Source organism: Enterococcus sp. DIV0421 (genome assembly GCF_051713745.1).
Classification (GTDB): domain Bacteria; phylum Bacillota; class Bacilli; order Lactobacillales; family Enterococcaceae; genus Enterococcus_D; species Enterococcus_D casseliflavus.
Genome location: NZ_JBIOQM010000002.1, coordinates 1102921 through 1128361, shown reverse-complemented (window position 1 = coordinate 1128361; position 25441 = coordinate 1102921). Strand labels below are relative to the sequence as shown.

Annotated in this window: 24 protein-coding genes; 22 read left to right on the top strand and 2 right to left on the bottom strand. The window is 43.7% G+C overall.

The genetic code is table 11. The features are described from left to right. Nucleotide 1 precedes the first annotated feature (1 nt). The 8 genes from carB (at nucleotide 2) to IGI96_RS16465 (ending at nucleotide 8809) form a co-directional block, all read left to right on the top strand. A complete protein-coding gene (carB, locus tag IGI96_RS16500; RefSeq protein ID WP_086338196.1) occupies nucleotides 2-3187 on the top strand; it encodes a carbamoyl-phosphate synthase large subunit in 3186 nt (1061 codons plus the stop codon). A 21-nt stretch (nucleotides 3188-3208) separates the two neighbouring features. After that, a complete protein-coding gene (locus IGI96_RS16495; protein ID WP_005226114.1) occupies nucleotides 3209-3985 on the top strand; it encodes a dihydroorotate dehydrogenase electron transfer subunit in 777 nt (258 codons plus the stop codon). Beyond that, nucleotides 3985-4908 carry a dihydroorotate dehydrogenase gene (locus tag IGI96_RS16490; RefSeq protein ID WP_005226113.1) on the top strand — a complete coding sequence of 308 codons (924 nt, stop codon included), beginning with the start codon at nucleotides 3985-3987 and terminating at the stop codon, nucleotides 4906-4908. The genes IGI96_RS16495 and IGI96_RS16490 overlap by 1 nt, the downstream gene beginning before the upstream one ends. Beyond that, nucleotides 4908-5627: an orotidine-5'-phosphate decarboxylase gene (gene pyrF / locus IGI96_RS16485; protein ID WP_086338197.1), complete on the top strand. Its 720-nt coding sequence runs from the start codon at nucleotides 4908-4910 to the stop codon at nucleotides 5625-5627. The genes IGI96_RS16490 and pyrF overlap by 1 nt, the downstream gene beginning before the upstream one ends. Continuing rightward, nucleotides 5624-6259 (top strand): orotate phosphoribosyltransferase, encoded by a 636-nt coding sequence (gene pyrE / locus IGI96_RS16480; protein WP_005226111.1) that lies wholly within the window; start codon nucleotides 5624-5626, stop codon nucleotides 6257-6259. The genes pyrF and pyrE overlap by 4 nt, the downstream gene beginning before the upstream one ends. A gap of 157 nt (nucleotides 6260-6416) precedes the next feature. Next, nucleotides 6417-7094, top strand: coding sequence for a carbonic anhydrase family protein (locus tag IGI96_RS16475; protein ID WP_017144366.1), 678 nt, complete (start codon nucleotides 6417-6419; stop codon nucleotides 7092-7094). A 309-nt stretch (nucleotides 7095-7403) separates the two neighbouring features. Beyond that, a complete protein-coding gene (locus IGI96_RS16470) occupies nucleotides 7404-8306 on the top strand; it encodes an AraC family transcriptional regulator (RefSeq protein ID WP_086338198.1) in 903 nt (300 codons plus the stop codon). Between the two features lie 14 nt (nucleotides 8307-8320). After that, entirely contained in the window at nucleotides 8321-8809 is a 489-nt protein-coding gene (locus IGI96_RS16465; RefSeq protein WP_060791939.1) for a pyridoxamine 5'-phosphate oxidase family protein, read from the top strand. Nucleotides 8810-9060: 251 nt separating this feature from the next. Here the strand turns inward: IGI96_RS16465 and efbA are convergent, their stop codons facing one another. Beyond that, nucleotides 9061-10761, bottom strand: coding sequence for a fibronectin-binding protein EfbA (gene efbA, locus IGI96_RS16460; RefSeq protein ID WP_086338199.1), 1701 nt, complete (start codon nucleotides 10759-10761; stop codon nucleotides 9061-9063). Nucleotides 10762-10869: 108 nt separating this feature from the next. Beyond that, nucleotides 10870-11268 carry a DUF1622 domain-containing protein gene (locus IGI96_RS16455; protein ID WP_438785378.1) on the bottom strand — a complete coding sequence of 133 codons (399 nt, stop codon included), beginning with the start codon at nucleotides 11266-11268 and terminating at the stop codon, nucleotides 10870-10872. A 126-nt stretch (nucleotides 11269-11394) separates the two neighbouring features. Between IGI96_RS16455 and IGI96_RS16450 the strand changes: the two genes are divergently transcribed. The 14 genes from IGI96_RS16450 (at nucleotide 11395) to IGI96_RS16385 (ending at nucleotide 25396) form a co-directional block, all read left to right on the top strand. After that, nucleotides 11395-11973 (top strand): hypothetical protein, encoded by a 579-nt coding sequence (locus IGI96_RS16450; protein WP_074933828.1) that lies wholly within the window; start codon nucleotides 11395-11397, stop codon nucleotides 11971-11973. A gap of 374 nt (nucleotides 11974-12347) precedes the next feature. Further along, nucleotides 12348-13400: a tryptophan ABC transporter substrate-binding protein gene (gene trpX, locus IGI96_RS16445; protein ID WP_010748363.1), complete on the top strand. Its 1053-nt coding sequence runs from the start codon at nucleotides 12348-12350 to the stop codon at nucleotides 13398-13400. A 78-nt stretch (nucleotides 13401-13478) separates the two neighbouring features. Continuing rightward, nucleotides 13479-14363, top strand: coding sequence for an ABC transporter permease (locus IGI96_RS16440; protein ID WP_086338201.1), 885 nt, complete (start codon nucleotides 13479-13481; stop codon nucleotides 14361-14363). Next, nucleotides 14363-15121 (top strand): ABC transporter ATP-binding protein, encoded by a 759-nt coding sequence (locus tag IGI96_RS16435; RefSeq protein WP_005226102.1) that lies wholly within the window; start codon nucleotides 14363-14365, stop codon nucleotides 15119-15121. Before IGI96_RS16440 ends, IGI96_RS16435 begins: the two co-directional genes overlap by 1 nt. 413 nt (nucleotides 15122-15534) lie before the next feature. Continuing rightward, nucleotides 15535-16404 carry a shikimate dehydrogenase gene (locus tag IGI96_RS16430; protein WP_086338202.1) on the top strand — a complete coding sequence of 290 codons (870 nt, stop codon included), beginning with the start codon at nucleotides 15535-15537 and terminating at the stop codon, nucleotides 16402-16404. A gap of 39 nt (nucleotides 16405-16443) precedes the next feature. Then, nucleotides 16444-17469: a 3-deoxy-7-phosphoheptulonate synthase gene (aroF, locus tag IGI96_RS16425; RefSeq protein ID WP_005226100.1), complete on the top strand. Its 1026-nt coding sequence runs from the start codon at nucleotides 16444-16446 to the stop codon at nucleotides 17467-17469. 36 nt (nucleotides 17470-17505) lie between these two features. Next, nucleotides 17506-18561 (top strand): 3-dehydroquinate synthase, encoded by a 1056-nt coding sequence (gene aroB, locus IGI96_RS16420; RefSeq protein ID WP_086338203.1) that lies wholly within the window; start codon nucleotides 17506-17508, stop codon nucleotides 18559-18561. Nucleotides 18562-18580: 19 nt separating this feature from the next. Then, nucleotides 18581-19747, top strand: a complete 1167-nt coding sequence (gene aroC / locus IGI96_RS16415) for a chorismate synthase (RefSeq protein ID WP_005226098.1) — start codon at nucleotides 18581-18583, stop codon at nucleotides 19745-19747. Nucleotides 19748-19791: 44 nt separating this feature from the next. Continuing rightward, on the top strand, nucleotides 19792-20874 hold the full coding sequence (locus IGI96_RS16410) for a prephenate dehydrogenase (protein ID WP_010748358.1): 1083 nt from the start codon (nucleotides 19792-19794) through the stop codon (nucleotides 20872-20874). 9 nt (nucleotides 20875-20883) lie between these two features. Further along, nucleotides 20884-22173, top strand: a complete 1290-nt coding sequence (gene aroA, locus IGI96_RS16405) for a 3-phosphoshikimate 1-carboxyvinyltransferase (protein ID WP_086338204.1) — start codon at nucleotides 20884-20886, stop codon at nucleotides 22171-22173. Further along, nucleotides 22170-22676, top strand: coding sequence for a shikimate kinase (locus tag IGI96_RS16400; protein WP_005226095.1), 507 nt, complete (start codon nucleotides 22170-22172; stop codon nucleotides 22674-22676). Before aroA ends, IGI96_RS16400 begins: the two co-directional genes overlap by 4 nt. Before the next feature lies 1 nt (nucleotide 22677). After that, the gene (gene pheA, locus IGI96_RS16395; RefSeq protein ID WP_016609328.1) at nucleotides 22678-23559 is read left to right on the top strand and encodes a prephenate dehydratase; all 882 of its coding nucleotides are present in this window, start codon (nucleotides 22678-22680) and stop codon (nucleotides 23557-23559) included. Then, nucleotides 23534-24004, top strand: a complete 471-nt coding sequence (locus IGI96_RS16390; protein WP_438785377.1) for a GNAT family N-acetyltransferase — start codon at nucleotides 23534-23536, stop codon at nucleotides 24002-24004. The genes pheA and IGI96_RS16390 overlap by 26 nt, the downstream gene beginning before the upstream one ends. 117 nt (nucleotides 24005-24121) lie before the next feature. Continuing rightward, nucleotides 24122-25396, top strand: a complete 1275-nt coding sequence (locus tag IGI96_RS16385) for an LCP family protein (RefSeq protein ID WP_086338205.1) — start codon at nucleotides 24122-24124, stop codon at nucleotides 25394-25396. The last annotated feature ends 45 nt before the right edge of the window (nucleotides 25397-25441 follow it).

Below are 25441 nucleotides of genomic sequence, written 5' to 3'. Positions count from 1 at the left end.
TATGCCAAAACGTACAGATATCAAGAAAATCATGGTTATCGGTTCTGGACCGATTATTATAGGACAAGCGGCAGAGTTTGATTATGCCGGTACACAAGCTTGCTTAGCTTTACGAGAAGAAGGCTACGAAGTGGTGTTAGTCAATTCGAATCCCGCAACGATCATGACGGACAAAGAAATTGCTGACAAAGTCTACATTGAACCAATCACATTTGAGTTCGTCTCACGGATTTTACGTAAAGAACAGCCTGATGCAATTTTACCGACATTAGGCGGACAAACGGGCTTGAATATGGCGATGGAATTAGCCAACTCAGGTATTTTGGATGAATTAGGAATTGAGTTGCTAGGAACCAAATTAGCAGCAATCGACCAGGCAGAAGACAGAGATTTATTCAAACAATTAATGGAAGAATTGGATCAACCGATCCCAGAATCAGAAATCGTGTCAACGGTGGAAGCAGCAGTTGAATTTGCGAAAAAAATCAGCTTTCCAATCATTGTTCGTCCAGCATTTACGCTAGGGGGAACGGGCGGCGGCATGTGTAACAATGAAGAAGAACTTCGCCAAATCGCTGAAAACGGCTTGAAGCTCTCGCCAGTGACCCAATGCTTGATTGAACGGAGTATTGCTGGATATAAAGAGATTGAATATGAAGTGATGCGAGATTCTGCTGACAACGCGATCGTCGTTTGTAATATGGAAAACTTCGATCCAGTCGGTATCCACACCGGCGATTCCATCGTCTTTGCGCCGAGCCAAACTTTGTCAGACCATGAATACCAAATGTTACGGGATGCCTCATTAAAAATCATCCGCGCGTTAAAAATCGAAGGTGGCTGTAACGTTCAATTGGCGCTTGATCCTCATAGCTTCAACTACTATGTCATTGAAGTAAATCCACGGGTCTCACGTTCCTCTGCGTTAGCAAGTAAAGCTACAGGGTACCCGATTGCCAAACTGGCAGCGAAAATTGCCGTCGGTTTAACATTGGATGAAATGAAAAATCCAGTCACAGAAACGACGTATGCAGAATTTGAACCCGCCCTTGACTATGTCGTCGCAAAAATTCCTCGCTGGCCGTTTGACAAGTTTGAAACTGGGGAACGTCGATTAGGAACACAAATGAAAGCGACTGGTGAAGTGATGGCGATCGGTCGTAATATTGAAGAGTCATTATTAAAAGCCGTTCGTTCATTGGAGATCGGCACACACCATATCGAAATGAAAGAATTAGAAGCTCTTTCTGACAATGATCTGATGGAAAAAGTCATCAAGGCGCAAGATGATCGCCTATTCTACGTCATGGAAGCCATCCGAAGAGGGTACACCATCGAAGATTTGAACGAAATGACGAAAATCGACTTGTTCTTCTTGGATAAGATGCTTCACATCTTTGAGATCGAACAAGCATTAGCAAACGAACCACAATCCCTTGATGTGTTGAAAAAAGCCAAGCAAAACGGCTTTACGGATAAAAAGATTGCTGAGCTGTGGGAAACCACGGAAGCTGAGATCCGCACGCTGCGTCATGAGCAAAAGATTTTGCCCGTCTACAAAATGGTAGATACATGTGCCGCAGAATTTGAATCAGCAACACCTTATTTCTACAGCACCTATGAGTTTGAGAATGAAAGCAAGCGCAGTGAAAAAGAATCTGTTCTTGTCCTAGGTTCTGGACCGATCCGAATCGGACAAGGGGTGGAGTTCGATTATGCAACAGTGCACTCGGTGAAAGCGATCCAAGCTGCTGGCTATGAAGCGATCATCATGAACAGTAATCCTGAAACGGTTTCGACTGACTTTTCTATCTCCGACAAGCTGTACTTTGAACCATTGACCTTAGAGGATGTCTTACACGTCATCGATTTGGAACAACCCATTGGGGTCATCGTCCAATTTGGCGGGCAAACGGCGATCAACTTAGCAGAGCCTTTAGTAAAAGCTGGGGTCAAAATCTTAGGCACCAGCATTGAAGATCTTGATCGTGCCGAAAATCGTGATCTCTTTGAGCAAGCATTACAAGCGCTAGATATTCCGCAACCACCAGGGGATACAGCGACGAACGAACAAGAAGCGATCGCCATCGCTCAAGAAATCGGCTATCCTGTTTTAGTCCGCCCAAGTTATGTCTTAGGGGGACGTGCGATGGAAATCGTGGAAAACCAAGCCGATTTAGAAGATTATATGCGTCATGCAGTGAAAGCATCACCAGAACATCCTGTTTTGGTCGATCGTTACTTGGTCGGTAAAGAATGTGAAGTCGATGCTATCTGTGACGGCAAAACTGTTTTGATTCCTGGAATCATGGAACATATCGAGCGTGCAGGGGTCCATTCAGGAGATTCAATGGCGGTCTATCCACCGCAAAATCTTTCGGATGAATTAATTGCTACGATCGAAGAATATACCAAACGCTTGGCATTAGGTTTAAATTGTATCGGTATGATGAATATCCAATTTGTCATCCATGAGAACAAAGTGTATGTCATTGAAGTAAACCCTCGTGCTAGCCGAACCGTACCATTTTTAAGCAAGGTAACAGAGATCCCAATGGCCCAAATTGCCACGAAGGCGATTCTCGGAGAAGAGATCACAGCGTTAGGTTATCATGACGGACTTGCGCCAACGCCAAATGAAGTACACATCAAAGCACCTGTCTTCTCCTTTACAAAACTTTTAAAAGTCGATACTTACTTAGGCCCTGAAATGAAATCAACGGGTGAAGTAATGGGATCAGACAAAGATTTGGCAAAAGCACTTTATAAAGCTTTTGAGGCATCAGGCCTGCATATTCCTGAATTTGGAAAAGCACTTTTCACCGTTGCAGACGAAAGCAAAGAAGAGGCAGCAGCACTGGCAGCGCGTTTCGTAGAGGTCGGCTTCACCTTATTGGCTACCAATGGAACCGCCGATTACTTTGAAGAAAAAGGACTACAAGTGACTCGGGTTGCCAAGATTTCCGAACAGCAAGCAGAAGAAACGGTTGTTGATTTGATCCGTAAAGGAACGACCCAAGTAGTAGTCAATACCATGGACAAAGATCGCCAAAATGCAACGGAAGACGGATTTATCATCCGCCGAGAAGCGGTGGAACATGGTGTACCGACCTTTACTTCTCTTGATACAGCGGATGCGATTCTAAAAGTGATGGAATCCCGCAGTTTTTCAACAAAAGCAATTTAACGCAGATAAAGGAGTTTTTTGATGAAGCAAGAAATCATGACCATCAGCAAACAGCGTCAACTGGCACCGCGGATTTTTGAAATGACATTGACGGGTGAATTAGTCAATGAGATGAGGACCCCAGGGCAATTTCTACACCTGCGGGTTCCTCAAAATGCCTTTCTTCTTCGCCGACCGATCAGTATCAATCATATCGATGCTGAGAAAAAAGAATGCCGAATCATTTATCGGGTCGAAGGAGATGGCACAAGAATTTTTTCAGAAATGACTGTTGGTGATCCAATCGATGTGATGGGACCGTTAGGAAATGGGTTTCGCTATCATCATTTAAACCAAGGGGACACTGCATTTATCGTAGGGGGCGGTATCGGTGTACCGCCGCTCTATGAATTATCGAAACGCCTGACGCAACAAGGCGTCCACGTCATTCACTTTTTGGGCTTTGCCAGCAAAGACGTCATGTATTATGAAGAGGAATTTCGCGCACTGGGAGATACGAGGATCGCTACCGATGATGGCAGCGCGGGTTTACAAGGAAATGTTGGCAACCTGTTATTAGCTGCAGAGCAAACACCTGCGGCGGTCTTTGCTTGCGGAAATAACGGTCTTTTAAAAACCACCGCCCAGCTTTTCGAAGACCTTCCAGATGTTCAATTATCCATGGAGGCGCGAATGGCTTGCGGGATGGGTGCCTGTTATGCCTGTGTTTGCCATACGAAAGATGATGAACAAGGCACAAAAAGTGTCAAAGTTTGTGACGAAGGGCCTGTATTTCAGGCGAGAAAGGTGGTCATTTAATGTCGATCAATGTCGAGCTACCCGGATTGAGTCTAAAAAATCCGATCATGCCTGCCAGCGGCTGTTTTGGGTTTGGTGCAGAATATGATAAATATTATGACATCAGTCAATTAGGTGCGGTGATGATCAAAGCGACTACACCTGAACCACGTTTCGGCAATCCGACCCCAAGGGTAGCAGAAACGCCTAGCGGTATGTTAAATGCCATCGGGTTGCAAAATCCTGGGTTAGAAGCGGTCATGAATCAAATTTTACCCGACTTGGCTCAAAAACACCCCGATTTGCCAATCATCGCGAATGTTGCCGGTTCGACCGTCGAAGATTATGTTCTTGTGTGTCAGGAAATCAGTCAGGCAGAAAATGTCAAAGCGATCGAATTGAATATCTCTTGCCCGAACGTCAAGCATGGCGGCATCACGTTCGGAACCGATCCTGCGGTTGCTGGTGCATTGACTGAAGCGGTCAAAAAAGTCTCGCAAGTGCCGATCTATGTCAAACTTTCGCCGAATGTGACGGATATCGTCCCAATTGCACAAGCGATCGAAGCAGGCGGCGCCGACGGGTTTACGATGATCAATACACTTTTAGGCATGCGGATTGATCTAAAAACACGGAAACCAATTTTAGCTAACCAAACGGGGGGCTTGTCTGGTCCGTCAATCAAACCAGTGGCGATTCGCCTGATCAAACAAGTGGCGCAAGTTTCTCAATTACCAATTATTGGCATGGGGGGCGTGATGTCAGTGGATGATGTCCTTGAAATGTATCTGGCAGGTGCTAGTGCTGTTGCAGTCGGAACCGCAAACTTTACCGATCCTTACATTTGCCCAAAGTTGATTGAAGAATTGCCTATACGAATGGCAGAATTAGGAATCCCTTCTTTGGAACAGCTGATAAAAGAAGTGAGAGAGGAGCACATGTGATGAGTGAACGGCCAATTATTGCCTTAGATTTTCCTAACAAACAGGCTATTGAAACTTTTTTAGCGCATTTTCCTAAAGAGGAAAAGTTGTTTGTGAAAGTGGGAATGGAGATTTTCTACCAAGAAGGACCAGCGATCGTTACTTGGTTAAAAGACTGTGGTCATGATATTTTTTTAGATTTAAAACTACATGATATTCCCAATACAGTAGGACGAGCAATGGAACGCTTAGCTTCTTTAGGTGTGGCTTTGACGAATGTTCATGCAGCCGGTGGGATCGAAATGATGACTGCTGCTAAAAAAGGCCTGCAGCAAGGAACCCCCGCAGGGCACAAAGTTCCTGATTTGATTGCAGTTACCCAATTGACCTCCACTAGTGAGGCACAAATGCATCATGATCAGCAGATCATGACGTCACTGCAAGAAAGTGTCATGCATTACGCCACTTGTGCCCAAAAAGCTGGGTTAGACGGTGTTGTTTGCTCCGCTCACGAAGCAAAGCAGATCAAACAAAGGACAACGGATGCCTTCATACGCTTGACGCCTGGTATCCGACCAGCTGGCAGTGAAGTTGGTGATCAAAAACGGATCATGACACCTGCACAAGCTCGTAAAGCAGGGGCTACCATGATCGTTGTGGGACGTCCAATCACCCAATCTAAGGCACCGTATGAAAGTTATCTGCAAATAAAACAAGAATGGAAGGAAGCTAGCCAATGAAAGAACAATCCAATCAAATCGCCAAAGATCTTTTAGACATCGAGGCGATTTTCTTACGACCGAATGAACCATTTACTTGGGCAAGCGGCATCAAAAGCCCTATTTACTGCGACAATCGAATTACTATGAGTTATCCACACGTACGTCGCGCCATTGCGAAAGGCTTAGCTGCAGTCATCAAAACGACTTACCCAGAAGCAGAAGTGATTGCAGGGACCGCAACAGCTGGGATTCCCCATGCTGCATGGGTCGCTGAATTGTTAGATTTGCCAATGGTTTATATTCGCAGCAAAGCAAAAGAACACGGTAAAGGCAATCAAATTGAAGGGCGTATCCAACCAAATCAAAAAATGGTCGTCATTGAAGATTTATTGTCAACAGGTGGCAGTGTCTTAGAGGCTTGTGAAGCAGCCAAAAGAGAAGGAGCCGATGTATTAGGCGTCGCTGCGATCTTTACTTACGAGCTGCCTCAAGTCCAAGAAAATTTTGATCAAGCAGGTTTATCCTATGTGACTTTGACAAACTATACAGCGTTGATCGAGTCGGCTTTAGAAACGGGTGCTATTCAAGAATCTGATGTTGCCCTGTTACAAGAGTGGCGTAAAGATCCTGCTGCTTGGTTGAGTGAATAAGGAATTGAAATAAGAAACGGATATGTGAGGGAATGACCAAGCATATTCGTTTTATTTTTACCTATTTTCTGATAGCATTGGGAGAAAGTTTTTTGATAGGAAGGGCTATACCTTGCTGTCAACTTGAATTAGGAGGCTGTTTTTTTTGAAAAGAAATATGGACGTTCCATGGAGTTATTCCGGAGACAATGGACCTGAACATTGGCACACTTTGTGCGACTGGTATGCACAAGGTGCCGAATTTCCTTACCAATCCCCAATCGCTTTAGTCCACGATGAGACCGAAGAACCCATCGATCAGGACTTGGCTTTTCACTATAAACGAGAGCGGTTCACGGAAAAAGAATTCAAAAATACGATTCACTTCGTTCCTTATAACAAAGAAAGCTATGTCACATTTAAAGGGATCAACTACTATTTGACGGATATTCATTTTCACATGCCGTCTGAACACATTATCGATGACGAGCAGCAAGAGTTAGAGTTTCACCTCGTTCATATGAATGATGACGGAGAAAACTTGGTGGTGGGTATCTTATTCAAACTGACGGATAAACTCAACTGGATCTGCAATCAGCAAGACGACAGCATCTGGGACTTTGAGAACCACACCCAATGGTTTGATCCGAGCATGTTCTTGCCAGAACGCACCCACCATTTTCATTATGTTGGTTCCTTGACGACCCCACCAACGAAAGGGCCAATCAACTGGTTTGTCTTTGACTGGATTGGGGAGATGAGCCGTCGCTTCATTTTAGAATTCCGCGAAGAAGTATTAGAAAATAATAATCGCCCATTGCAAGACCGCAAAGATCGGCCTATTTATTTCTATTGATTTATAAAAATGGTTCCTTTTACTTATTTTTTCTCGGACTTCTCTTCTGATTATCCTATAAAACCCGACATAGTGGGAACCTTCAAGCAATACAATAGTTTAAAAACGAACGGAAAAAAAGACGAAAATCCTCGTCTTTTTTTTATTTTCATAGGTATCGAGCACAAAGGCTATGCTAAACTAATCAATAAGCAGGTTTTAAGTATTTGGTTTATTGTGAAATGAAACACAATTAAATCAATTGAAAAAGAGCAGACACGGTAAAGCTTTTTTAGCGAATTATTTTATAGTAAAAGAAAGGAAATTCATATGCATGCATGGGAGGCAATCCAAAAATCAATCGATTATATTGAAGACAATCTTACCGAGCCATTAGAGATCGAAACGTTGGCGCAAGTTGCATCATTGTCCGTTTTTTATTATCAGCGCTTATTCACTCGTTTGGTTAAAATTTCTGTTAGGGAATATATAAAACTGCGTCGTTTGGCAAGAGGTGCGCTTTTATTGAAAAACCAAAAGAAGCGAGTCATTGATGTCGCTTTTGAAGTCGGCTTTAGCAGTCATGCCGTTTTTTCAAGAACGTTTAAAACGGTCTATAGAATTTCACCCTCGCTTTATCAGAAAAAGCCCATTGGCTTACAAAACTTTGATAAGCCAGATCTTTCATTAGGCTATATTGTGACGGAAGAGGGTATCCCATTGATCAGTGAAGGGGTTGTTTTAGAAATCCAGAAAAAAAACAATCCGCATCCACTGGTCTTCTATGGGATCGTCGGTTACTACCCATTCAACTATGGGAAAATGCTAGGGCAACGAACAGGGATCGACCCGATTGAAGAAATTTGGCATGAATTTCTTCAAAAGATTGCCAATCAACCGGGAAATGCCATCTACCAGATCGGTGTTTCGTTTCCAGGAGATGCGCCAGAAGGCTATTCGAGTTACTTTGTTGGCCAAGTAGGTGATGACTCACAGGGATCGACCTTCAGTGAATGGACGCTACCGGCTCGGGATTACGTTGTTTGCAGTTTTGATACGATTTCAGAGCAACTGATCATCAATATGGGGAAGGCGATGCGCTATATCCGTTTCTGGTTAAAGAAGAAGGGGTGGATTGCTGAGGATTTTTTCCCTGAGCTTTATCAAGAAAGAGAAAATCATGTCGTTCATGTTGAATTATGGATTCCTTTTAAAAAAAGAAGTGAGATGTAAGGAGGAACAGTACAATGACTCAGTTTGAAGAAGGAGTAAAACTACTTGAAGAAAAATTCGGACATTTTAAAGACAATGTGATCGCCCTTGCCACGACTGCTTGTAACGAGAATGACAAGGGAGAAACACAGCCAGTCGTCCGAGAAGTAGATGCTTTTTATGAAGACGGCGTTTTTTACGTGTCAACTCATGAGCAATCAAACAAAATGAAGCAAATCAGTAAGAATTCAGCAGTTGCGATTGCTGTCAGTGGTGAATGGTTTACTGCGATCGGTCAAGGAGAGAATTTAGGGTGGGTGCTAGACCCTAAAAATGCAGAATTAAGAAGCAAAATTCGCAAAGCCTTTGTCTGGTACGACGAAGTTAACAATGAGGATGATAAAGGCTGTTGTTTTCTAGCGATCCGTTTGACCAAAGGAACGTTGAATATCAATCACTGGGAAAAGCTGTATCATTTTGATTTTGAGAAGAAAGTCACTATGGAGGATGGCGGGATTTATTAGCCAGCAGAGCCTATTAGCCGCAGGTGATGTTCAATTGCCATTCTAGCGGATCTAGCAGATATGTTGATGGCTGAATTCTGAGAAGGCTTGCCTTTTGTGATACAAGCTAAGCAAAATTGTTGCTGAAAGAGCAGTAGATAGAACGAAAAAGCATAAAAACCGATCACAAGCGCTGCGAAGAGGCACGCGCTTGTGATCGGTTTTTTGATTGATTACTTTATGATTTTTGATCCGAATAAACTTAGAAACAGCTAGGACTGTTTTAATCTCAAAATTCCCTCATCAGGTGTCACAAAAAGTGTTTTTTGATTCTCATAAATGACGAATCCAGGCTTGGCACCATTCGGTTTCCGAATATGTTTGACTTGCACGTAGTCCACTGGTACTTGGGCAGATTGACGATATTTTGAGAAATATGCGGCAAGCTCTGCAGCTTCCATTAAGGTTGTCTCACTAGGATCATCCGAACGAATGATGACATGAGAGCCAGGAATATTTTTGGTATGCAGCCAGATATCACTCTTACGAGCTGTTTTTAAGGTCAGTTGGTCATTTTGTAAATTGTTTTTTCCGACGAAAATTTCAGTTCCGTCTGAAGAAAGAAATCGTTCTGGTTGCGAAGGAGCAGCTTTTTTACGCTGTTTCGCCCGATTTTTGACATAGCCTTGTGCGATCAGTTCTTCCCGAATAACCGCCAGATCCATGGGAGAGGCAATTTCTAATTGGGCTAACACGGATTCGAGATACGCGATTTCTTCTTTCGTTTCGGCAATCTGCTGATGGATCAGTTTGACTGCATTTTTTAATTTCTGGTAACGTTGAAAATATTTCTGAGCATTTTGATTGGGAGACAGAGCAGGATCGAGTTTGATCGTCAAAAGCCGATTCTCATCATAGTAATTTTCCAAATCAACTGAAGCAGCACCACGAGGGACTTGATTCATAAAGGTCGTCAAAAGCTCACCTTTTTGACGGAATTCTTCGGCGTTTTCTGAATCGATCAACGTTTGTTGGCGTTTCTTTAACTTCAACTGGTTCCGTTTCAGTTCATTCTCAATTTTTTTCAGTAATTCGCCACCTTGTTGTTTGACCCGATCTCTTTCCGCCTTGTCGTGATAAAACGCATCTAAAAGCTCACTCAGACTCTGATAATGGGTGACAGTGGTGGTCGCATCGATCAATGATGGATAGGGAATTGGTGTAAAATATTCCTTTTTCTCTGACTGGAGATAACTTGGTACTAGCTCCTGGGTAAGCTCTGTAAAGAAAGCTTCCCACTGACGCAGTTTTTCATTGGGATTGGCATTGATTCGAGCGATCAATTCTTCTGCTGTATCGCGGCCTAAGCCTTGGAATCGTTGTTGAAGTTCTTTTGCCGTCAATGGATCAAGAGTAGATAATTCTTCAAAAATTTTGGTGCGAGAGGCTGTGAAAGGATTAAGCGTCGATTGCTTTGGTGGTGCAACATAGACAGCACCTGGCAATAAGGTACGATACGTATTTTGTGAATGACCAATGTGTTTGATCGTATCGACGATTTTTCCGCTCGTCTTATTCATTAATAAAATCGTACTGTGACGGCCCATTAGTTCGACGATCAAGACGAGGGCTTGCAAATCACCTAATTCATCTCGTCGCGTGAAATGAAAATGGATCACACGGTCATTGTCGATTTGTTCGATTGATTCTAAGATCGCCCCTTCTAAATATTTCCGTAGCATCATCAAGAAATTCGGTGGGATTTCTGGATTGCTATAGGCGATCGTTGTGCATTGTACACGAGCATAGGTGGGGTGTGCGGATAGCAAAAGTTTGTGATTTTTTCCTTGGGAACGGATCACAAATACGACCTCATTTTCATAAGGTTGATGAATTTTGTTTACACGTCCACTGGTTAATTGATTTTGTAATTCTTTGACCATTAAATGGGTAAAGACACCATCAAAAGACATATTGTTTCCCTCTTTTCTTCTAAGGATAGTTTGACTGAGGGATTGATCCTTCCAATGTCAAATATTCCTATCTATTATACCGAAGAATCCAAAGAAAAGCCATGGCAGCTAGCTTTCCTTTTTCTTGGTAGGTTGGTGATCGGTGGTTTGCAGTGCACGCTCGATTTCCTTATTCAAGAAATAAGAGATGACTGTCCGAATAATAACGACGGCAGCTAGACGTACGATGTCTTCGAAAGTAGGGTGGATGATCGTCTCAATAATATCTGCTGCAATCAAGATCTCCAGACCTAATAAAACATAACTCCCTAAATAATTGTGGATAAAATTATTCTCTCTGGCTGCCACCAATCGATCCTTTTCTTTTAATTCGTAGCGCACAAAGTCAATGCCTGCGATCAATACACCCCAAACGATGACAAAAATGGAGAGAAAGTTTAAACAGACAACGATGAAATCGAAGATTGGATTGGCTCCAGACATCAATGAATCAGCTAGATTATGCATAATGACTCCTTTACCGTTTTCTTTTATCTTACCGAATTATCGAAGAAATGTGAAGTTTCTTGACGTTCTAGAAGGGAATTGATAGTATGAATTAATAGTAGGATTTTTAAAAAAGGTGGGCAAATTATGGAACAAGTTAGGAACTTTGTTCATTACACAAAAGAAAAAATAGTTGAAAGCTGGCAAGCTTTTTTAGATGATCTTTATCGAGATCAGAAAAAAACGATTTTCACGCTGATCGGGGGAATTCTTTTCGCACTCGTCTTCGCAGGTTTGATCGTCTTTTCTCAAAATCGTATCAATGCTTCTTTAGTGGATCGGATCGCTTTTGACAAGCTGCCGTCAGAAAAAGTACAGCCATTGCCTTATCTGACTGCAGACAAGACGATTCGTGAAACACGAGCGATCTCGGTGATGTTTAGTAAGCCCAACGGACCTCAACTCGATCAAGTATTTGATCTGATCCAAGCGCAAGAAGATGAACTGAATCGGACATTTTTTTATTATCCAATCGTCTATGATGCGGCTTTTTTCTCCAATGAATACAGCGTTGATCCTGATAAAGTGACGTTTGTTTTTTATGAAGAAGGGGTTGAGAAAAATCGCTTTACCTTTGATTCATTTGGGCAGCCAACGACGGAATTCATCCCAGAATTGAATCGTTTACCGATGTGGACGATTCGTTCTTCTGCCAATGATCGATAAAAAAATCTGACAATTTGACAGAAAATTGTTGACGTTTTTTTATCAATAAGCTAAACTGAATTCAATCAAGAAAAAAAACAAGTTGAGAAGGAGGAACAATCATGAAACTATTTATTCCATTGCAAGTGAAATCATGGCAAAACTGGCGTAGATAGTTGTATTGATGGGACCTCATTCCATAGATACAACTTTTTAGAGAACCTTCTAAAGTGCTGTATCTATGCTGGTAGTTGAATTTATCGCCGCATAGGACAAGCTTCTATGCGGCTTTTGCTTACTTGCAATTGCCGTCACATAGGCAGTTGCTTTTTTTGTTCTCAAAAACCATAAAATGAAAAACACGAAAAACGTAAGCAGAAAAAGGAGAATGAAAAATGAAAAACAAGGGATTAATTGCATCGGTTGCCGTTATTTTATTATTTTTAGGAGCGACATTTGTCTATCAGTTAGGAATGAGAAGTGGGACCAATCAAGCTAGTGAGACTTCGGAACCAGTAGAAAAAGCTGAAAAAACAGTCGGGATCTTACAATTTGTCAGTCATGAAGCACTGGATGCGATCACCGAGGGGATCAAAGAAGGCCTTAAAGAATCAGGCTATACCGAAGGGGACAACTTGACGATCGAATTCCAGAACGGTCAAGCGGATCAAAGCAAATTGGCAACGATGAGTCAGCAGCTGCTAAATAAAGATGCCGACGTTTTGGTTGGGGTAGCAACACCCGCAGCACAAGCGTTGGCGAATGTCACTCAGGATGTACCGATCGTTTTAGGAGCGGTCACTGATCCAGTTGGGGCAAATCTGGTGGCAGATATGGATCAACCCGGCGGCAATATCACTGGTGTTTCCGATAAAGCACCAGTTGCTGCACAAATCAAACTAGCAAAAGATTTGCTGCCAGAGGCAAAAACAGTCGGTATTTTGTATTCTTCGACCGAAGACAATTCGAAATACCAAGTGGCAGAAGCAGAAGCTGCTGCCGAAGAAAATGGCTTGACCAGCAAATCGTATGCCGTTCCTTCAAGTAATGAAATTGCGCAAATGGTGCAAGTGATGGCACGGGAAGTCGATTTTATCTATATTCCGTTAGACAATACGATCGCAAATGCTATGCAGACCGTAGTTCAAGAAGCCAATAAATCAAAAACACCAATCATTACTTCCGTAGACACGATGGTGGAACAAGGCGGTTTGGCAACGGTCGGACAAGATCAATTTACGATAGGCGTGGAAACTGGGAAGATGGTGGCAGCAATTCTTGATGGGACAGCAGAACCTGCTACAACACCGATCTATACATTCAGCGATGGCGAAACGATCATCAATGAAACTCAGGCGCAGTTATTGGGCATCACTATCCCAGAAAACCTCAAAGACGAGGCGAAACTGATTACAACGACGCCAGAAAGCGAAGCAAGTGACGAGTAACAACCAAGAACAGCGACCACCTGCGATCATCGAGAGGGTCTTGAAAGAGAAAACTTGTAAGAATATGGAGGAAGAATGATGATTGTTTCAGCAATAGGGCAAGGACTAGTTTGGGGAATCCTGGGATTAGGGATTTTTATGACCTATCGAATTTTAAATTTCCCGGATATGACGACGGAAGGGTCCTTTCCGTTAGGCGGTGCTGTCTGTGTGACAGCGATCACCCATGGGGTGTCGCCCGTCTTAGCGACTTGTTTAGGAGTATTGGCTGGGATGTGTGCGGGCTGTGTGACAGGACTTCTTTATACAAAAGGCAAAATTCCCGTGATTTTAGCTGGAATCTTGGTGATGTCTTCATTGAACTCGGTCATGCTGTTTGTGATGCGCTCACCCAACCTCTCTTTATTAAACCAACCGAAAATTCAAGATTTTTTTACTAGAATGAATTTACCGAATTATTATGATACGGTGATCATTGGATTGATCATGGTCTTGTTGATCGGGGGCGTCTTGGTTTACTTTTTCCATACGAATTTGGGTCAAGCTTACATCGCTACAGGTGATAATGAGCATATGGCAAAATCGATGGGGATCAATACCGATCGAATGAAAATCATTGGATTGATCGTCTCCAATGGCGTGATCGCACTCTCAGGCGCATTGATTGCGCAAAATGACGGCTATGCTGACATAAGCAAAGGTATCGGTGTGATCGTTATCGGACTGGCGTCAATCATCATTGGTGAAGTGTTGTATGGGGAACTGACCTTGCTGGAACGTTTGATCGCTATTGTGATTGGCAGCATTATTTACCAATTATTGATCCTATTTGTGATCAAAGCTGGATTTGATACGACCTACTTGAAGATCTTCTCTGCAATCGTCTTGACGATCTGCTTGTTGATCCCTCAATTTAAACAAGCCTTGCATCTACGCACTGGTTTTGAAACGGAGGACGAATAATGTTAGCCTTAAAAAAAGCCTTTAAAGTTGTCGGCAACGGACCAAATGAGAAAAAAGTACTCTTGAATAAAATCGATCTTTCTTTAAAGCCAGGAGAATTTGTCACGGTCGTTGGAGGAAACGGCGCCGGCAAAAGCACGTTATTCAACTGCATCTCAGGCACCATGCCCTTGACGAGTGGGCAAGTGATGATCGATGATCAAAATGTGACTACACTTTCGGAAGAAAAACGCGCACGCTTTTTGGCGCGGGTTTTCCAAGATCCGAAAATGGGCACTGCTCCCCGTATGACAGTGGCAGAAAATCTGCTGTTAGCCCAAAAAAGAGGGCAAAAACGGTCACTTGGTCTTCGACAACTCCAAGGACAAAGGGAAATGTTCTTTGCACTTTGTAAAGAAATCGGCAACGGGTTGGAAAATCATTTGGATACGCCAACGGGCAGTTTATCTGGTGGTCAACGACAGGCACTAAGTTTATTGATGGCAACGATCCAAACTCCAAAACTGTTGTTGCTAGATGAACATACGGCTGCGTTAGATCCAAAGACCTCCAAACAGCTGATGCAAATCACTGCAAAACGCGTGGAAGAACAAAACCTGACCTGTCTAATGATCACCCATCGGATGGAAGATGCATTAAAATACGGAGACCGCTTGATCCTGCTCAGAAAAGGGGAGATCGTCAAAGATCTTTCAGCAGAGGAAAAAGCGCAATTAAGCTTACCTGAACTATTATTGTTCTTTGAGGATGACTTATAAACCCTTGATAGAACAGTGTTTTCAAAAAAAACAATCAAATAAATGAAAAAAATAAGAAAAAATCATTGACATCTTTCAAAGTTAAACCTATACTTAGGTCAATCTTACATCAGTTTGGAGCGAACGACTATGCAAAAATTATTGCTAACGAACCCCACACAACTGAATAAATATTACTTTAGCTATTTTAGATAGGTTTGTATTCATGAAGGCATGGGTACAAACGCTAAGTTTGTATCTATGATGGCTAGAGCATTTCGTAATGAATTCGCAGCCACGTAGATCGTAAAATCTATAGTGGCTATTTTTTATATTCACATATCGGCTCTGTCGTTATGTAATGTTTGAAGGTGTTCACTGTAGATTCTTAAATTTACGGTGGACATCTTTTTTTGTTGAAAGGAATGAACCAGATGAAACAAATGATAACCGGACACACACGGTTGGCGGCACTATTTGCCAAACCAGCCAAACACAGCATCTCTCCAGCGATGCACAATCTTTCTTTTGAAGAACAAGGGATCGACGCCGTGTATCTGGCCTTTGATGTTGAGCCGGACGATTTAGCCGCTAGTATCCAAAGCATCCGTCAGTTGGACCTCTTAGGTGTCAATTTATCGATGCCTCATAAAATGGCGGCTGTAGCGCTGATGGATGAATGTTCACCCGCAGCCGAGTTGATCGGCGCAATCAATACGATCGTCAATCAAGAAGGTCGCTTGATTGGGCACAATACAGACGGCATCGGCTTTATGCGAGCTCTTGAGGACATTCAAGTATCCATCATTGGCGACACCATGACGGTGATTGGAGCTGGCGGAGCGGCGACAGCGATCATTAGCCAAGCCGCACTAGACGGCGTCAAAACGATCCATGTCTTTAACCGCAAGGATGAGTTTTATCCAATCATCCAAGAAAAATTAACACAGATTGCACAAAAAACATCTTGTGAAATTACCTTAACCGACTTAGAAGATCAGATGGCTTTAAAAACAGCCATCGATCAAAGCAGCTTATTGGTAAATGCCACGGGCGTGGGAATGAAACCAAATGATACCGTAAGTCCTCTGAAAGATAAAACACTCCTACGGGAATCATTAGCTGTCTATGATGTCATCTATAATCCAAGAGAAACGCAGCTTTTGAAAGATGCGAAAGCAGTCGGCGCCAAAACTGCAAACGGCTTAAGCATGCTACTCTATCAAGGTGCAGCCGCATTTGAACTTTGGACTGGCAAAGCGATGCCTGTTGAAAAAGTCAAAGCACTCATCGAATCCATGTAAAAAATAAAAAACAGAAAAAAACGAAAGTAGGAAGAAAAAATGATCGTAATTATGAAACCAGGCGCTACGCCAGAACAAGTTGAAGTTGTTGTAACAAGAATCAAAAAAGAAGGCTTAGATGTTCAAGTCAACCAAGGAAAAGAACAGGTCGTTATCGGCTTAAAAGGGGATACCCGCCGCATCCAAGATGTTGCTTTTCGCAGCTACGAGGGTGTCGAAGATGCCATTCGGATCTCAAACACCTACAAATTGACCTCTCGTGAGTTCCATCCGCAAGATACGGTTGTGGATGTAGATGGCGTGAAAATCGGTGACGGCAACTTTGTTACGATGGCTGGTCCATGTTCGATTGAAGGCTTAGACCAAATTCGTGAATGTGCCCGAATCGCTAAAGCTGGTGGTGCCCAAATCTTACGTGGTGGTGCCTTCAAACCACGCACGTCGCCATACGCATTCCAAGGGCTGGAAGAAGAAGGGCTAAAATACATTCGTCAAGCAGCGGATGAAACGGGCATGAAAGTCATCACAGAAGTCATGGACGAAGGACATATCGATATGGTTGCGGAATACAGTGACATTTTGCAGATTGGTGCTCGGAACATGCAAAACTTCAAATTGCTAGCTGCCGTTGGGAAAACTGGGAAACCAATTGGCCTTAAACGAGGCATCTCTGGCACGATCGACGAATGGTTGAATGCAGCGGAATACATCGCCGTTCAAGATAAAAGTGAAGTGATTTTCATTGAACGTGGGATCCGAACTTACGAAACAGCAACCCGTAATACCTTTGATTTAAGCGCGGTACCAATCATCAAAAAACTGAGCCACTTCCCAATCATCGTTGATCCTAGTCATGGAACAGGTATCTGGGATCTCGTACCTCCTATGGCTAGAGCGGGTGTTGCTGCTGGCGCCGATGGGATGATCGTTGAGATCCATCCAGATCCAGCCAATGCTTGGTCTGATGGTCCTCAATCACTTAATGAAAAAACGTACATGAACATGATGAAAGAAGTCCATATCATGGAAAAAGCGATGAAAGAAATCAAAGCATTGCAAGACTAAGCGTCAAGACAACCAATAAAAGAGGTGCAAAAATCAATGTTACACATTCATTTAGAAGAACATTCCTATGATATCCTCATCAAACGAGGGGCGTTTCAAAAAGTCGGAACCTGGGTGCAACAGTTGTGGGACAAACAGCGTATTGCCGTCATTACAGACAGCAACGTCGCACCCCTGTATGGCGGACAAATCGTCGATTCCTTGACCGCTGCAGGGTTTGAGGCAACACTGTTAGTCGTACCAGCTGGCGAAAAAAGCAAATCACTAGAGCAAGCAGCTAATTTATATGATGGTCTTGCCCAACTCGGAATGACCAGAAGCGATGGGATCATTGCCCTTGGTGGCGGTGTGATTGGTGATCTTGGAGGATTTGTTGCTTCTACTTATATGCGCGGCATTGATTTCTTGCAGATTCCAACGACGTTATTGGCACAGGTCGATTCAAGTATCGGCGGAAAAACAGCTTTAAATACTGGCAGTGCCAAGAATCTCGTCGGGACATTTGCACAACCAGCCGGTGTGATGATCGATCCAGATTTACTTACAAGTTTGCCCCTCAAACGCGTCCAAGAAGGCATTGCTGAAATCATCAAGTCAGCCGCTATTGCAGATTCTGAGCTTTGGGAAACGTTAGCAGGTTTGAAAGATGAAGTCGATCTTTTGGCACATGCTGAGAAAGTAATCACTGCCTCTTTAAAGGTTAAACAAAAAGTAGTAGAAGAAGATCCTTTTGATCATGGCAGTCGTCTGACACTGAACTTCGGTCATACGATCGGGCATGGCTTAGAAAGAACAGCCGCGTTTGACACCAGTCATGGCGAAGGGGTTGCAATGGGGATGATCATGATCACCCGTCATGCAGAAGCCATCGGATTAACACCAAAAGGTACGACCCAGCTGCTTACAGAAATGGTTGAGAAGTTTCACTTGCCGATCACACCAAGTGAAATAGATAAAGAGCAATTATACCAAGCAATCACTCATGATAAAAAAGCCCGCGGGCAACAATTGAAGATTATTCTATTAGAAGCGATCGGACAGGCGAAAATCGTGACGATCCCGACTGAAAAAATCAAAGACTACCTATTATAAGAAAGGAAGGTAACGGATCATGCGTTATATTACAGCAGGCGAATCACATGGACCAGAGTTGACCGCCATTATCGAAGGGTTACCGGCAGGATTGCCATTAACAGCAGAAGACATTAATTTTGAATTAGCGAGACGACAAACCGGCTATGGCCGTGGGGGACGGATGCTGATTGAAAAAGACCAAGTCCGTATCACTTCGGGTATCCGTCATGGAAAAACACTAGGCTCTCCTGTGACTTTAGTGGTTGAGAACAAAGATTGGAAAAACTGGACCAAGGTCATGGCGATCGAAGAGGTACCAGAAAAAGACCGCAAACTACGACGAGTGGCACGACCAAGACCTGGTCATGCTGACTTAGTCGGCGGCATGAAATACCATCATCAAGATTTACGAAACGTTTTGGAACGCTCATCTGCTCGTGAAACGACCATGCGGGTAGCCATCGGAGCAATCGCGAAGAAAATTTTAAAGGAGCTTGGCATCGATGTGGCGGGTCATGTAACAATGTTAGGCGGCATCAAAGCGGAAATTCCTGAAGGGTTGACCGTCAAAGAAATCGCAGAACGCTCTGAAGCTTCAGAAGTAAGGGTGTTAGATCCGTCAGTCGAAGAAGAAATCAAGCAGCTGATCGATCAAACGAAGAAAAATGGCGATACGATCGGCGGTGTAGTGGAAGTACTTGTTGGCGGCGTTCCTGCTGGTTTAGGCAGTTACGTGCAATGGGACAAAAAACTTGATGCGAAAATCGCCCAAGCCGTGGTCAGCATCAATGCCTTTAAAGGTGCTGAGTTCGGCGTTGGCTTTGAGGCTGGTGTTTTGCCAGGTTCCAAAGTCATGGATGAGATTTTATGGGACGAACAACGAGGCTATACCCGTCGCAGCAACAACCTTGGCGGGTTTGAAGGCGGCATGACGAACGGTGAACCAATCGTGGTTCGTGGTGTTATGAAGCCGATCCCGACCTTGTACAAGCCGTTGCAAAGTGTGGATATCGACAGCAAAGAACCGTATAAAGCAAGCGTCGAACGCTCAGATAGCACCGCTGTACCAGCAGCCAGTGTTGTTTGTGAGAGTGTGGTGGCGACAGTGGTGGCCAATGAACTATTAGAAAAGTTCCCAAGTGATTCATTCGCAGAATTGACTGCATCTGTTCAAGCGTATCGAGAATACTTGTTAACCTACTGATTAAAGAACCAGCAAAAATTCCAGTAGAAATGAGGATTCTTTTCATGAACCAAAATATCTTTGTCGCCGGTCTAGGATTGATCGGCGCTTCCTTAGCAAAATGTATCAAAAAGGCACATCCGCAAGTGCATTTGATGGGCTGGGATTGTCAGGAAACCAATGAGATCGCATTAGCAACAAGTTTAGTAGACGAAGTGCCCCCTTCATTTTCAGAAGGTGCTGTCCGTGCCGACGTGATTTTGTTGGCATTGCCGGTAGAGATCACCAAAAAATATCTTGCCGAACTGGGGGCACTTTCATTAAAGCCTTCGGTGCTGGTAACAGACACCGGCAGTACCAAAGCGGAAATCACCCAATTCGCCGAGTCCTTTTCCTTTGATTTTATTGGGGGCCATCCGATGGCTGGCTCTCATAAATCAGGGATCACAGCAGCCGATGAGAACCTTTTCGAGAATGCTTACTATATCTTCACACCGACGAAAAGTCAGCGGATGGAAGAGCTGCAAGAGCTTTTTCGCGGCACTAGAGCCAAATATGTGGCGCTTGCGCCAAAAGAGCATGATCAAATCACAGGGATGTTGAGCCATTTGCCCCATATTATTGCTTCTGGATTAGTCAATCAGGCAGACGCTTTCAACCAAGCCCACCCCAGAGCGCAACAACTTGCAGCAGGCGGTTTTCGCGATATCACTCGCATCGCTTCTTCAGATCCTCGCATGTGGACCGATATCTTATTGAGTAATCGACAGGAACTACTGCAGCTGATCGATGAGTGGCAAAAACAAATGACGACCATGGCTCACTGGTTGCAGGAAAAAGACGAACGGGCGATCTTTCGGTTCTTTGAATCCGCGAAGGAAACACGGGATCAATTGCCGGTTCATCAAAATGGCGCGATCCCGGCATTCTATGATCTATTCATCGATGTACCGGATCATCCCGGTGTTGTCGCTGAAGTGACGGGGCTATTGAGCGAGCATCAGCTCTCTTTGATCAACTTAAAAATTCTTGAAACTCGAGAAGACATCATTGGTGTTTTACAGATTTCATTCAAAACGCAAAATGATTTGCTGCAAGCAGAGCAGCTGATCCAAAACAAGACGACCTATTCGTGTCGAAAAAAATAGGAGGCTGGGATGAAACTAAAAAAAGCAACACATTTAAAAGGGACGATAGCGGTCCCTGCTGACAAATCGATCTCACATCGCAGTATCATGTTCGGGGCGTTAGCTGAAGGAACAACGACTGTCCGAAATTTCTTACGTGGAGAAGACTGCTATAGCACCCTTCATGCATTTCAATCATTAGGGGTTCCGATCCATGATGACGGTCAGACGATCACGATTGAAGGACAGGGCTTTAATGGTCTTAAGCCTGCTGACGAACCAATCGATATCGGTAATTCTGGCACAACGATTCGTCTAATGATGGGGATTTTGGCTGGACAGCCATTTACAACTACCTTATTCGGTGATGACTCATTGAATAGACGACCAATGAATCGCGTGATGCTGCCATTAAGAGAAATGGGTGCCGATGTGAGAGGGCATGAACAGACGGAGTTCCCACCGATCACCATCAATGGCACGGCTTCATTACATCCCATCAATTATCAGATGCCCGTAGCAAGTGCTCAAGTAAAATCAGCGCTGATTTTTGCGGCACTACAAGCACAAGGTACATCTACGATCATTGAAAAAGAAACAAGCCGCAACCACACCGAAGAAATGATCCGTCAATTCGGTGGTGTCATCACAACACAAGGCAAAACGATCACTGTGACGGGACCTCAAACACTCCAAGGACAAGAAGTAGTTGTTCCCGGTGATATTTCCTCCGCTGCCTTTTTCTTAACAGCCGGCGCGATTATGCCAGAAAGTGAGATCGTTTTAAAAAATGTCGGGATCAACCCCACTCGTACAGGAATTCTTGACGTGCTAGAGGAGATGGGTGCTTCGATTGCTTTTTCTAATCAAGACGATCAGAATCAATCAGCTGACCTTACCGTTCAAAGTTCTACCTTGCAGGCAGTAACCATCGCTGGCGATATTATCCCACGCTTGATCGATGAATTGCCGATCATTGCGTTGTTAGCCACGCAGGCGCATGGCAAAACGGTGATCAAAGATGCGGAAGAACTAAAAGTAAAAGAAACCAACCGAATTGATGCAACTGCCGAAGAGTTGACAAAACTAGGAGCGGACATCACTCCCACCGAGGACGGGTTGATCATCAACGGTCCAACCCCTTTGCATGGCGGACGTGTGTCAAGTCGGGGGGACCATCGCATCGGCATGATGCTGCAAATTGCCGCCTTATTGACAGATGAAGAGGTAGAATTAGAAAAAGCCGAAGCCGTAGCAGTTTCTTATCCTGATTTTTTTGAGGATGTCGCACGTTTGGCTAAAGGAGGAAACAGCGAGTGAAAAAAGTGATATTAATTGGCTTTATGGGTGCTGGAAAAACCACGATTGGTCGTCTTTTGGCTGAAGAAACGAAACAGTCTCATGTGGATTTTGATGACTTGATCGTTGCTGAGATCGGCATGACCATTCAAGACTTTTTCGATCAACACGGTGAGGAAGCCTTTCGCAAAATCGAAACGGATATTTTAGCTAAAACTTTGGCAAAGGAACAAATTATTTCCACTGGTGGGGGCATCGTATTAAAAGAAGAAAACCGTCAGCTTTTAAAAGAGATGCCGCTCGTCGTGTATTTAAAAACAGATCCCGAGGAACTGATCCATCGCTTAAAGGCGGATACTGGCAGCATTCGTCCTTTAGTCGTCTCAAAATCACCAGAAGAAATATTGGCTGTTTACCGTCCTCGGATTCCTCTTTATGAAGAAACTGCTTCATTGATCGTTGAAACGACGAACAAAACACCAGAAGAAATCGTACAGGAAATTTTGATCAAAGCAGGTGCATAAAATGAAGATTGGTTATTTAGGACCGAAAAGTTCCTTTACGCATTTAGCTGCGCAAGAAGCGTATCCAGAAAATGCCTGTATCCCTTATGGATCGATTCCACTTTGTATTCAAGCGCTAGCTAACGGTGTGATCGATCGTGCGGTCGTTCCGAACGAGAACTCATTAGAAGGGTCCGTTCATGCCACTATTGATACACTGTTTCGTCAAAATCAATTGAGCATCGAACAGGAAATTATTTTACCGATCAATCATCAATTGTTAGTTTCTCAGCAAACAGCAAAAGACTACCGTCCCATCACTAAGATAATTTCTCATCCGCAAGCCTTGGCTCAATGTGCCGACTTCATCGAAGCCCGATTTGCTGGAGCTACTGTTGAGGCGGTTGCTTCCACAACGACTGCAGCAGCGTACGTAGCAAAACATCCAGAAGAAGCAGTTGCGGCGATTGCTTCCAAAGAAGCCGCTTTGGCTTATCAGTTAACGATCAAAGAAACCAATATTCAAGATGTTGCCTTTAATCAAACCCGGTTTTGGGTTTTGACGAAGAAAGCAGCAAACACCCAATTACCAGAGCAGACCGTCGAGAAAGCAACGATTTTTGTGACGCTGCCAGCAAATCGCCCGGGAATCTTGCACAAAATCTTAGCAACCTTTGGCTGGCGAGAAATTGATTTAAGCAAAATTGAATCGCGGCCGTCAAAAACCTCCTTAGGGGAATACTTTTTCGTGATCGATCTGGTGATGGACAAACCGTGGCAACTGATTGTAAATGCCTTTGAAGAGATTCAGTTGTTGGGTGGACACGTCCATCTTCTCGGCGTGTATTCGGTAAATGTTGTTGAGGAAGTGACAAAAAATGACTCAAGTCAAAATAAGAATTAGCCAAGATGAAACACTTTTAGCAACGTTTCATAAAGAGATCCAAACACAGCACCATCAATGGTACCCAACGATTTTTAAGTCCTTTGATCAACCAAGATTTGAACAAGCAATCACACAGCAGCTGCAAGAGCCAAGCCACCACTTTTTTATCGCTTGGTTGGCGGAACAGCCTTGTGGCTTTGTGCATCTTCAAGAGGTCCGTTTGCCACAAAATGCGATGATGCATGAACGAAAGTGGCTGGAAATTGCAGCGATCGCTGTTGACCCTCGGTACCAAGGGATGCATATTGGAAAACAATTGTTGGCATTTGCTGAAAACGTTGCGCTGGAAAAAGGCTTCGATGATCTCTCGCTAAACTTTTGGTCGGCAAATCAAGTGAAATCATTTTATGAGCAAGCAGGATTTGTGAGCACACGACAAGGAGCATCAAAGCATCTAAGGTAGAAAAATGAAGAAATTTCCTAGAAAAAGGTTAAAATTTCAAAAAATAGCTTTCTTTCTATAAGGTCTAGGGTATCCTTATAGACAGAGAGCTATTTTTTAGTTGGAGGATCAGAAGCAATGAGCAGGATGGAAAAAAATAAAAAACTGCATGAACGGCTAGAAAAGGAATCCAGTCAGGCAGCCAAAGAAAGTATCTTTGCCCGCCGAGAAGCCAAAAGAAGAAACCAGCGCGTCAGACCGAGTGATTCTACTTCGTCTGCTGATGAGCCAGTAAGAGACATTTTGTATCAAAACACCGAGCATCCTAGGGCAAGCGACCCTCGTGCGGCTCAAAGTTCCCGAGAACAGTCACAAGTAGGAATAAAAAAATCTGAGGGACGAAAAAGCGCAATCCCCCCGCTATCTGCTCAGGGACCTGCGATGCATCAAGGCCAGGAACAAAGCAAACAAAAACCGCAAAAGCTTAAGAAGAGCAAGCAACCCAAACAAAAGAAAAAGCGGAAGCACCCAGTTCTGCGTATTGTGGTTCGGGTACTATTGGTGCTTTTTGCCTATTCATTAATTGCGTTTCTTGTCGGTCAGCAAGTCGCAAGAAGTGACGCTGCTTTTGCTACGACTGATGAAGAGACCTTTAATGGTACGGCCGCTGCTAATGGTGCTCGTAATATATTGCTCATTGGTAGTGATAGTCGTGAAGGAGAAGCTGGACGCGCAGACACTATTATGGTTTTGCAATTAGATGGTCCCAGTAAGCAACCGAAGCTGCTTTCCTTTATGCGGGATACTTTAGTTACGATTCCCGGTTATGGCGAAAACAAGATCAATGCGGCGTATGCCTTTGGTGGTGCTGATTTAGTCAGACAAACATTAGCGGAGAATTTCGGGCTAGAAACCAACTATTATGCAAAAGTTGACTTTCGTTCCTTTGAAAAAGTGATCGACACACTGTTTCCCTCAGGTGTTGCTATCAACGCGGAAAAAGATATGAGTAAAAATCTTGAAGTTGCCATCAAACAAGGGCAACAACAAATGAATGGGCTTGAGCTGTTGCAATACGCACGCTTTCGGATGGACGAAGAAGGTGACTTCGGTCGTGTAAGACGACAGCAACAAGTAATGGATGCGATCTTTAGCGAAATGAAAAATCCTTTAGCTATTTTAAAATTGCCTTATGCAGCAGGAAAAGTCTTAGGCTATGCTTCCACCAACCTGCCAATGTCTTTCCTATTAAAAAATACCTTCTCGATTGCTCGAGGGGCGGGAGGAGTCGACAGCTTGACTGTCCCAGTCGCTGACTCTTGGCAATACGGTTCAAGTGCGAGTGCTGGAAGTGTGTTAGTCGTCAATCTTGAAACCAATCAACAAGCGATCAGGAATTTTCTTAATGAGTAAGCAGAATGAAAAGTTCTGAAAACCATTTGAAAGTAAGTAAATTTA

Bases quoted from the DNA above. Each gene is read 5' to 3' on its own strand.
- aroB (WP_086338203.1), top strand. From the start codon at position 17,506: ATGTTACACATTCATTTAGAAGAACATTCCTATGATATCCTCATCAAA.
- IGI96_RS16390 (WP_438785377.1), top strand. From the start codon at position 23,534: ATGACTCAAGTCAAAATAAGAATTAGCCAAGATGAAACACTTTTAGCA.
- IGI96_RS16450 (WP_074933828.1), top strand. From the start codon at position 11,395: ATGGAACAAGTTAGGAACTTTGTTCATTACACAAAAGAAAAAATAGTT.
- IGI96_RS16490 (WP_005226113.1), top strand. From the start codon at position 3,985: ATGTCGATCAATGTCGAGCTACCCGGATTGAGTCTAAAAAATCCGATC.
- IGI96_RS16440 (WP_086338201.1), top strand. From the start codon at position 13,479: ATGATTGTTTCAGCAATAGGGCAAGGACTAGTTTGGGGAATCCTGGGA.
- IGI96_RS16430 (WP_086338202.1), top strand. From the start codon at position 15,535: ATGAAACAAATGATAACCGGACACACACGGTTGGCGGCACTATTTGCC.
- IGI96_RS16435 (WP_005226102.1), top strand. From the start codon at position 14,363: ATGTTAGCCTTAAAAAAAGCCTTTAAAGTTGTCGGCAACGGACCAAAT.
- IGI96_RS16470 (WP_086338198.1), top strand. From the start codon at position 7,404: ATGCATGCATGGGAGGCAATCCAAAAATCAATCGATTATATTGAAGAC.
- IGI96_RS16465 (WP_060791939.1), top strand. From the start codon at position 8,321: ATGACTCAGTTTGAAGAAGGAGTAAAACTACTTGAAGAAAAATTCGGA.
- pyrF (WP_086338197.1), top strand. From the start codon at position 4,908: ATGAGTGAACGGCCAATTATTGCCTTAGATTTTCCTAACAAACAGGCT.
- IGI96_RS16495 (WP_005226114.1), top strand. From the start codon at position 3,209: ATGAAGCAAGAAATCATGACCATCAGCAAACAGCGTCAACTGGCACCG.
- IGI96_RS16455 (WP_438785378.1), bottom strand. From the start codon at position 11,268: ATGCATAATCTAGCTGATTCATTGATGTCTGGAGCCAATCCAATCTTC.
- efbA (WP_086338199.1), bottom strand. From the start codon at position 10,761: ATGTCTTTTGATGGTGTCTTTACCCATTTAATGGTCAAAGAATTACAA.
- aroA (WP_086338204.1), top strand. From the start codon at position 20,884: ATGAAACTAAAAAAAGCAACACATTTAAAAGGGACGATAGCGGTCCCT.
- aroC (WP_005226098.1), top strand. From the start codon at position 18,581: ATGCGTTATATTACAGCAGGCGAATCACATGGACCAGAGTTGACCGCC.
- IGI96_RS16410 (WP_010748358.1), top strand. From the start codon at position 19,792: ATGAACCAAAATATCTTTGTCGCCGGTCTAGGATTGATCGGCGCTTCC.
- IGI96_RS16475 (WP_017144366.1), top strand. From the start codon at position 6,417: ATGGACGTTCCATGGAGTTATTCCGGAGACAATGGACCTGAACATTGG.
- aroF (WP_005226100.1), top strand. From the start codon at position 16,444: ATGATCGTAATTATGAAACCAGGCGCTACGCCAGAACAAGTTGAAGTT.
- IGI96_RS16385 (WP_086338205.1), top strand. From the start codon at position 24,122: ATGAGCAGGATGGAAAAAAATAAAAAACTGCATGAACGGCTAGAAAAG.
- pheA (WP_016609328.1), top strand. From the start codon at position 22,678: ATGAAGATTGGTTATTTAGGACCGAAAAGTTCCTTTACGCATTTAGCT.
- trpX (WP_010748363.1), top strand. From the start codon at position 12,348: ATGAAAAACAAGGGATTAATTGCATCGGTTGCCGTTATTTTATTATTT.
- carB (WP_086338196.1), top strand. From the start codon at position 2: ATGCCAAAACGTACAGATATCAAGAAAATCATGGTTATCGGTTCTGGA.
- pyrE (WP_005226111.1), top strand. From the start codon at position 5,624: ATGAAAGAACAATCCAATCAAATCGCCAAAGATCTTTTAGACATCGAG.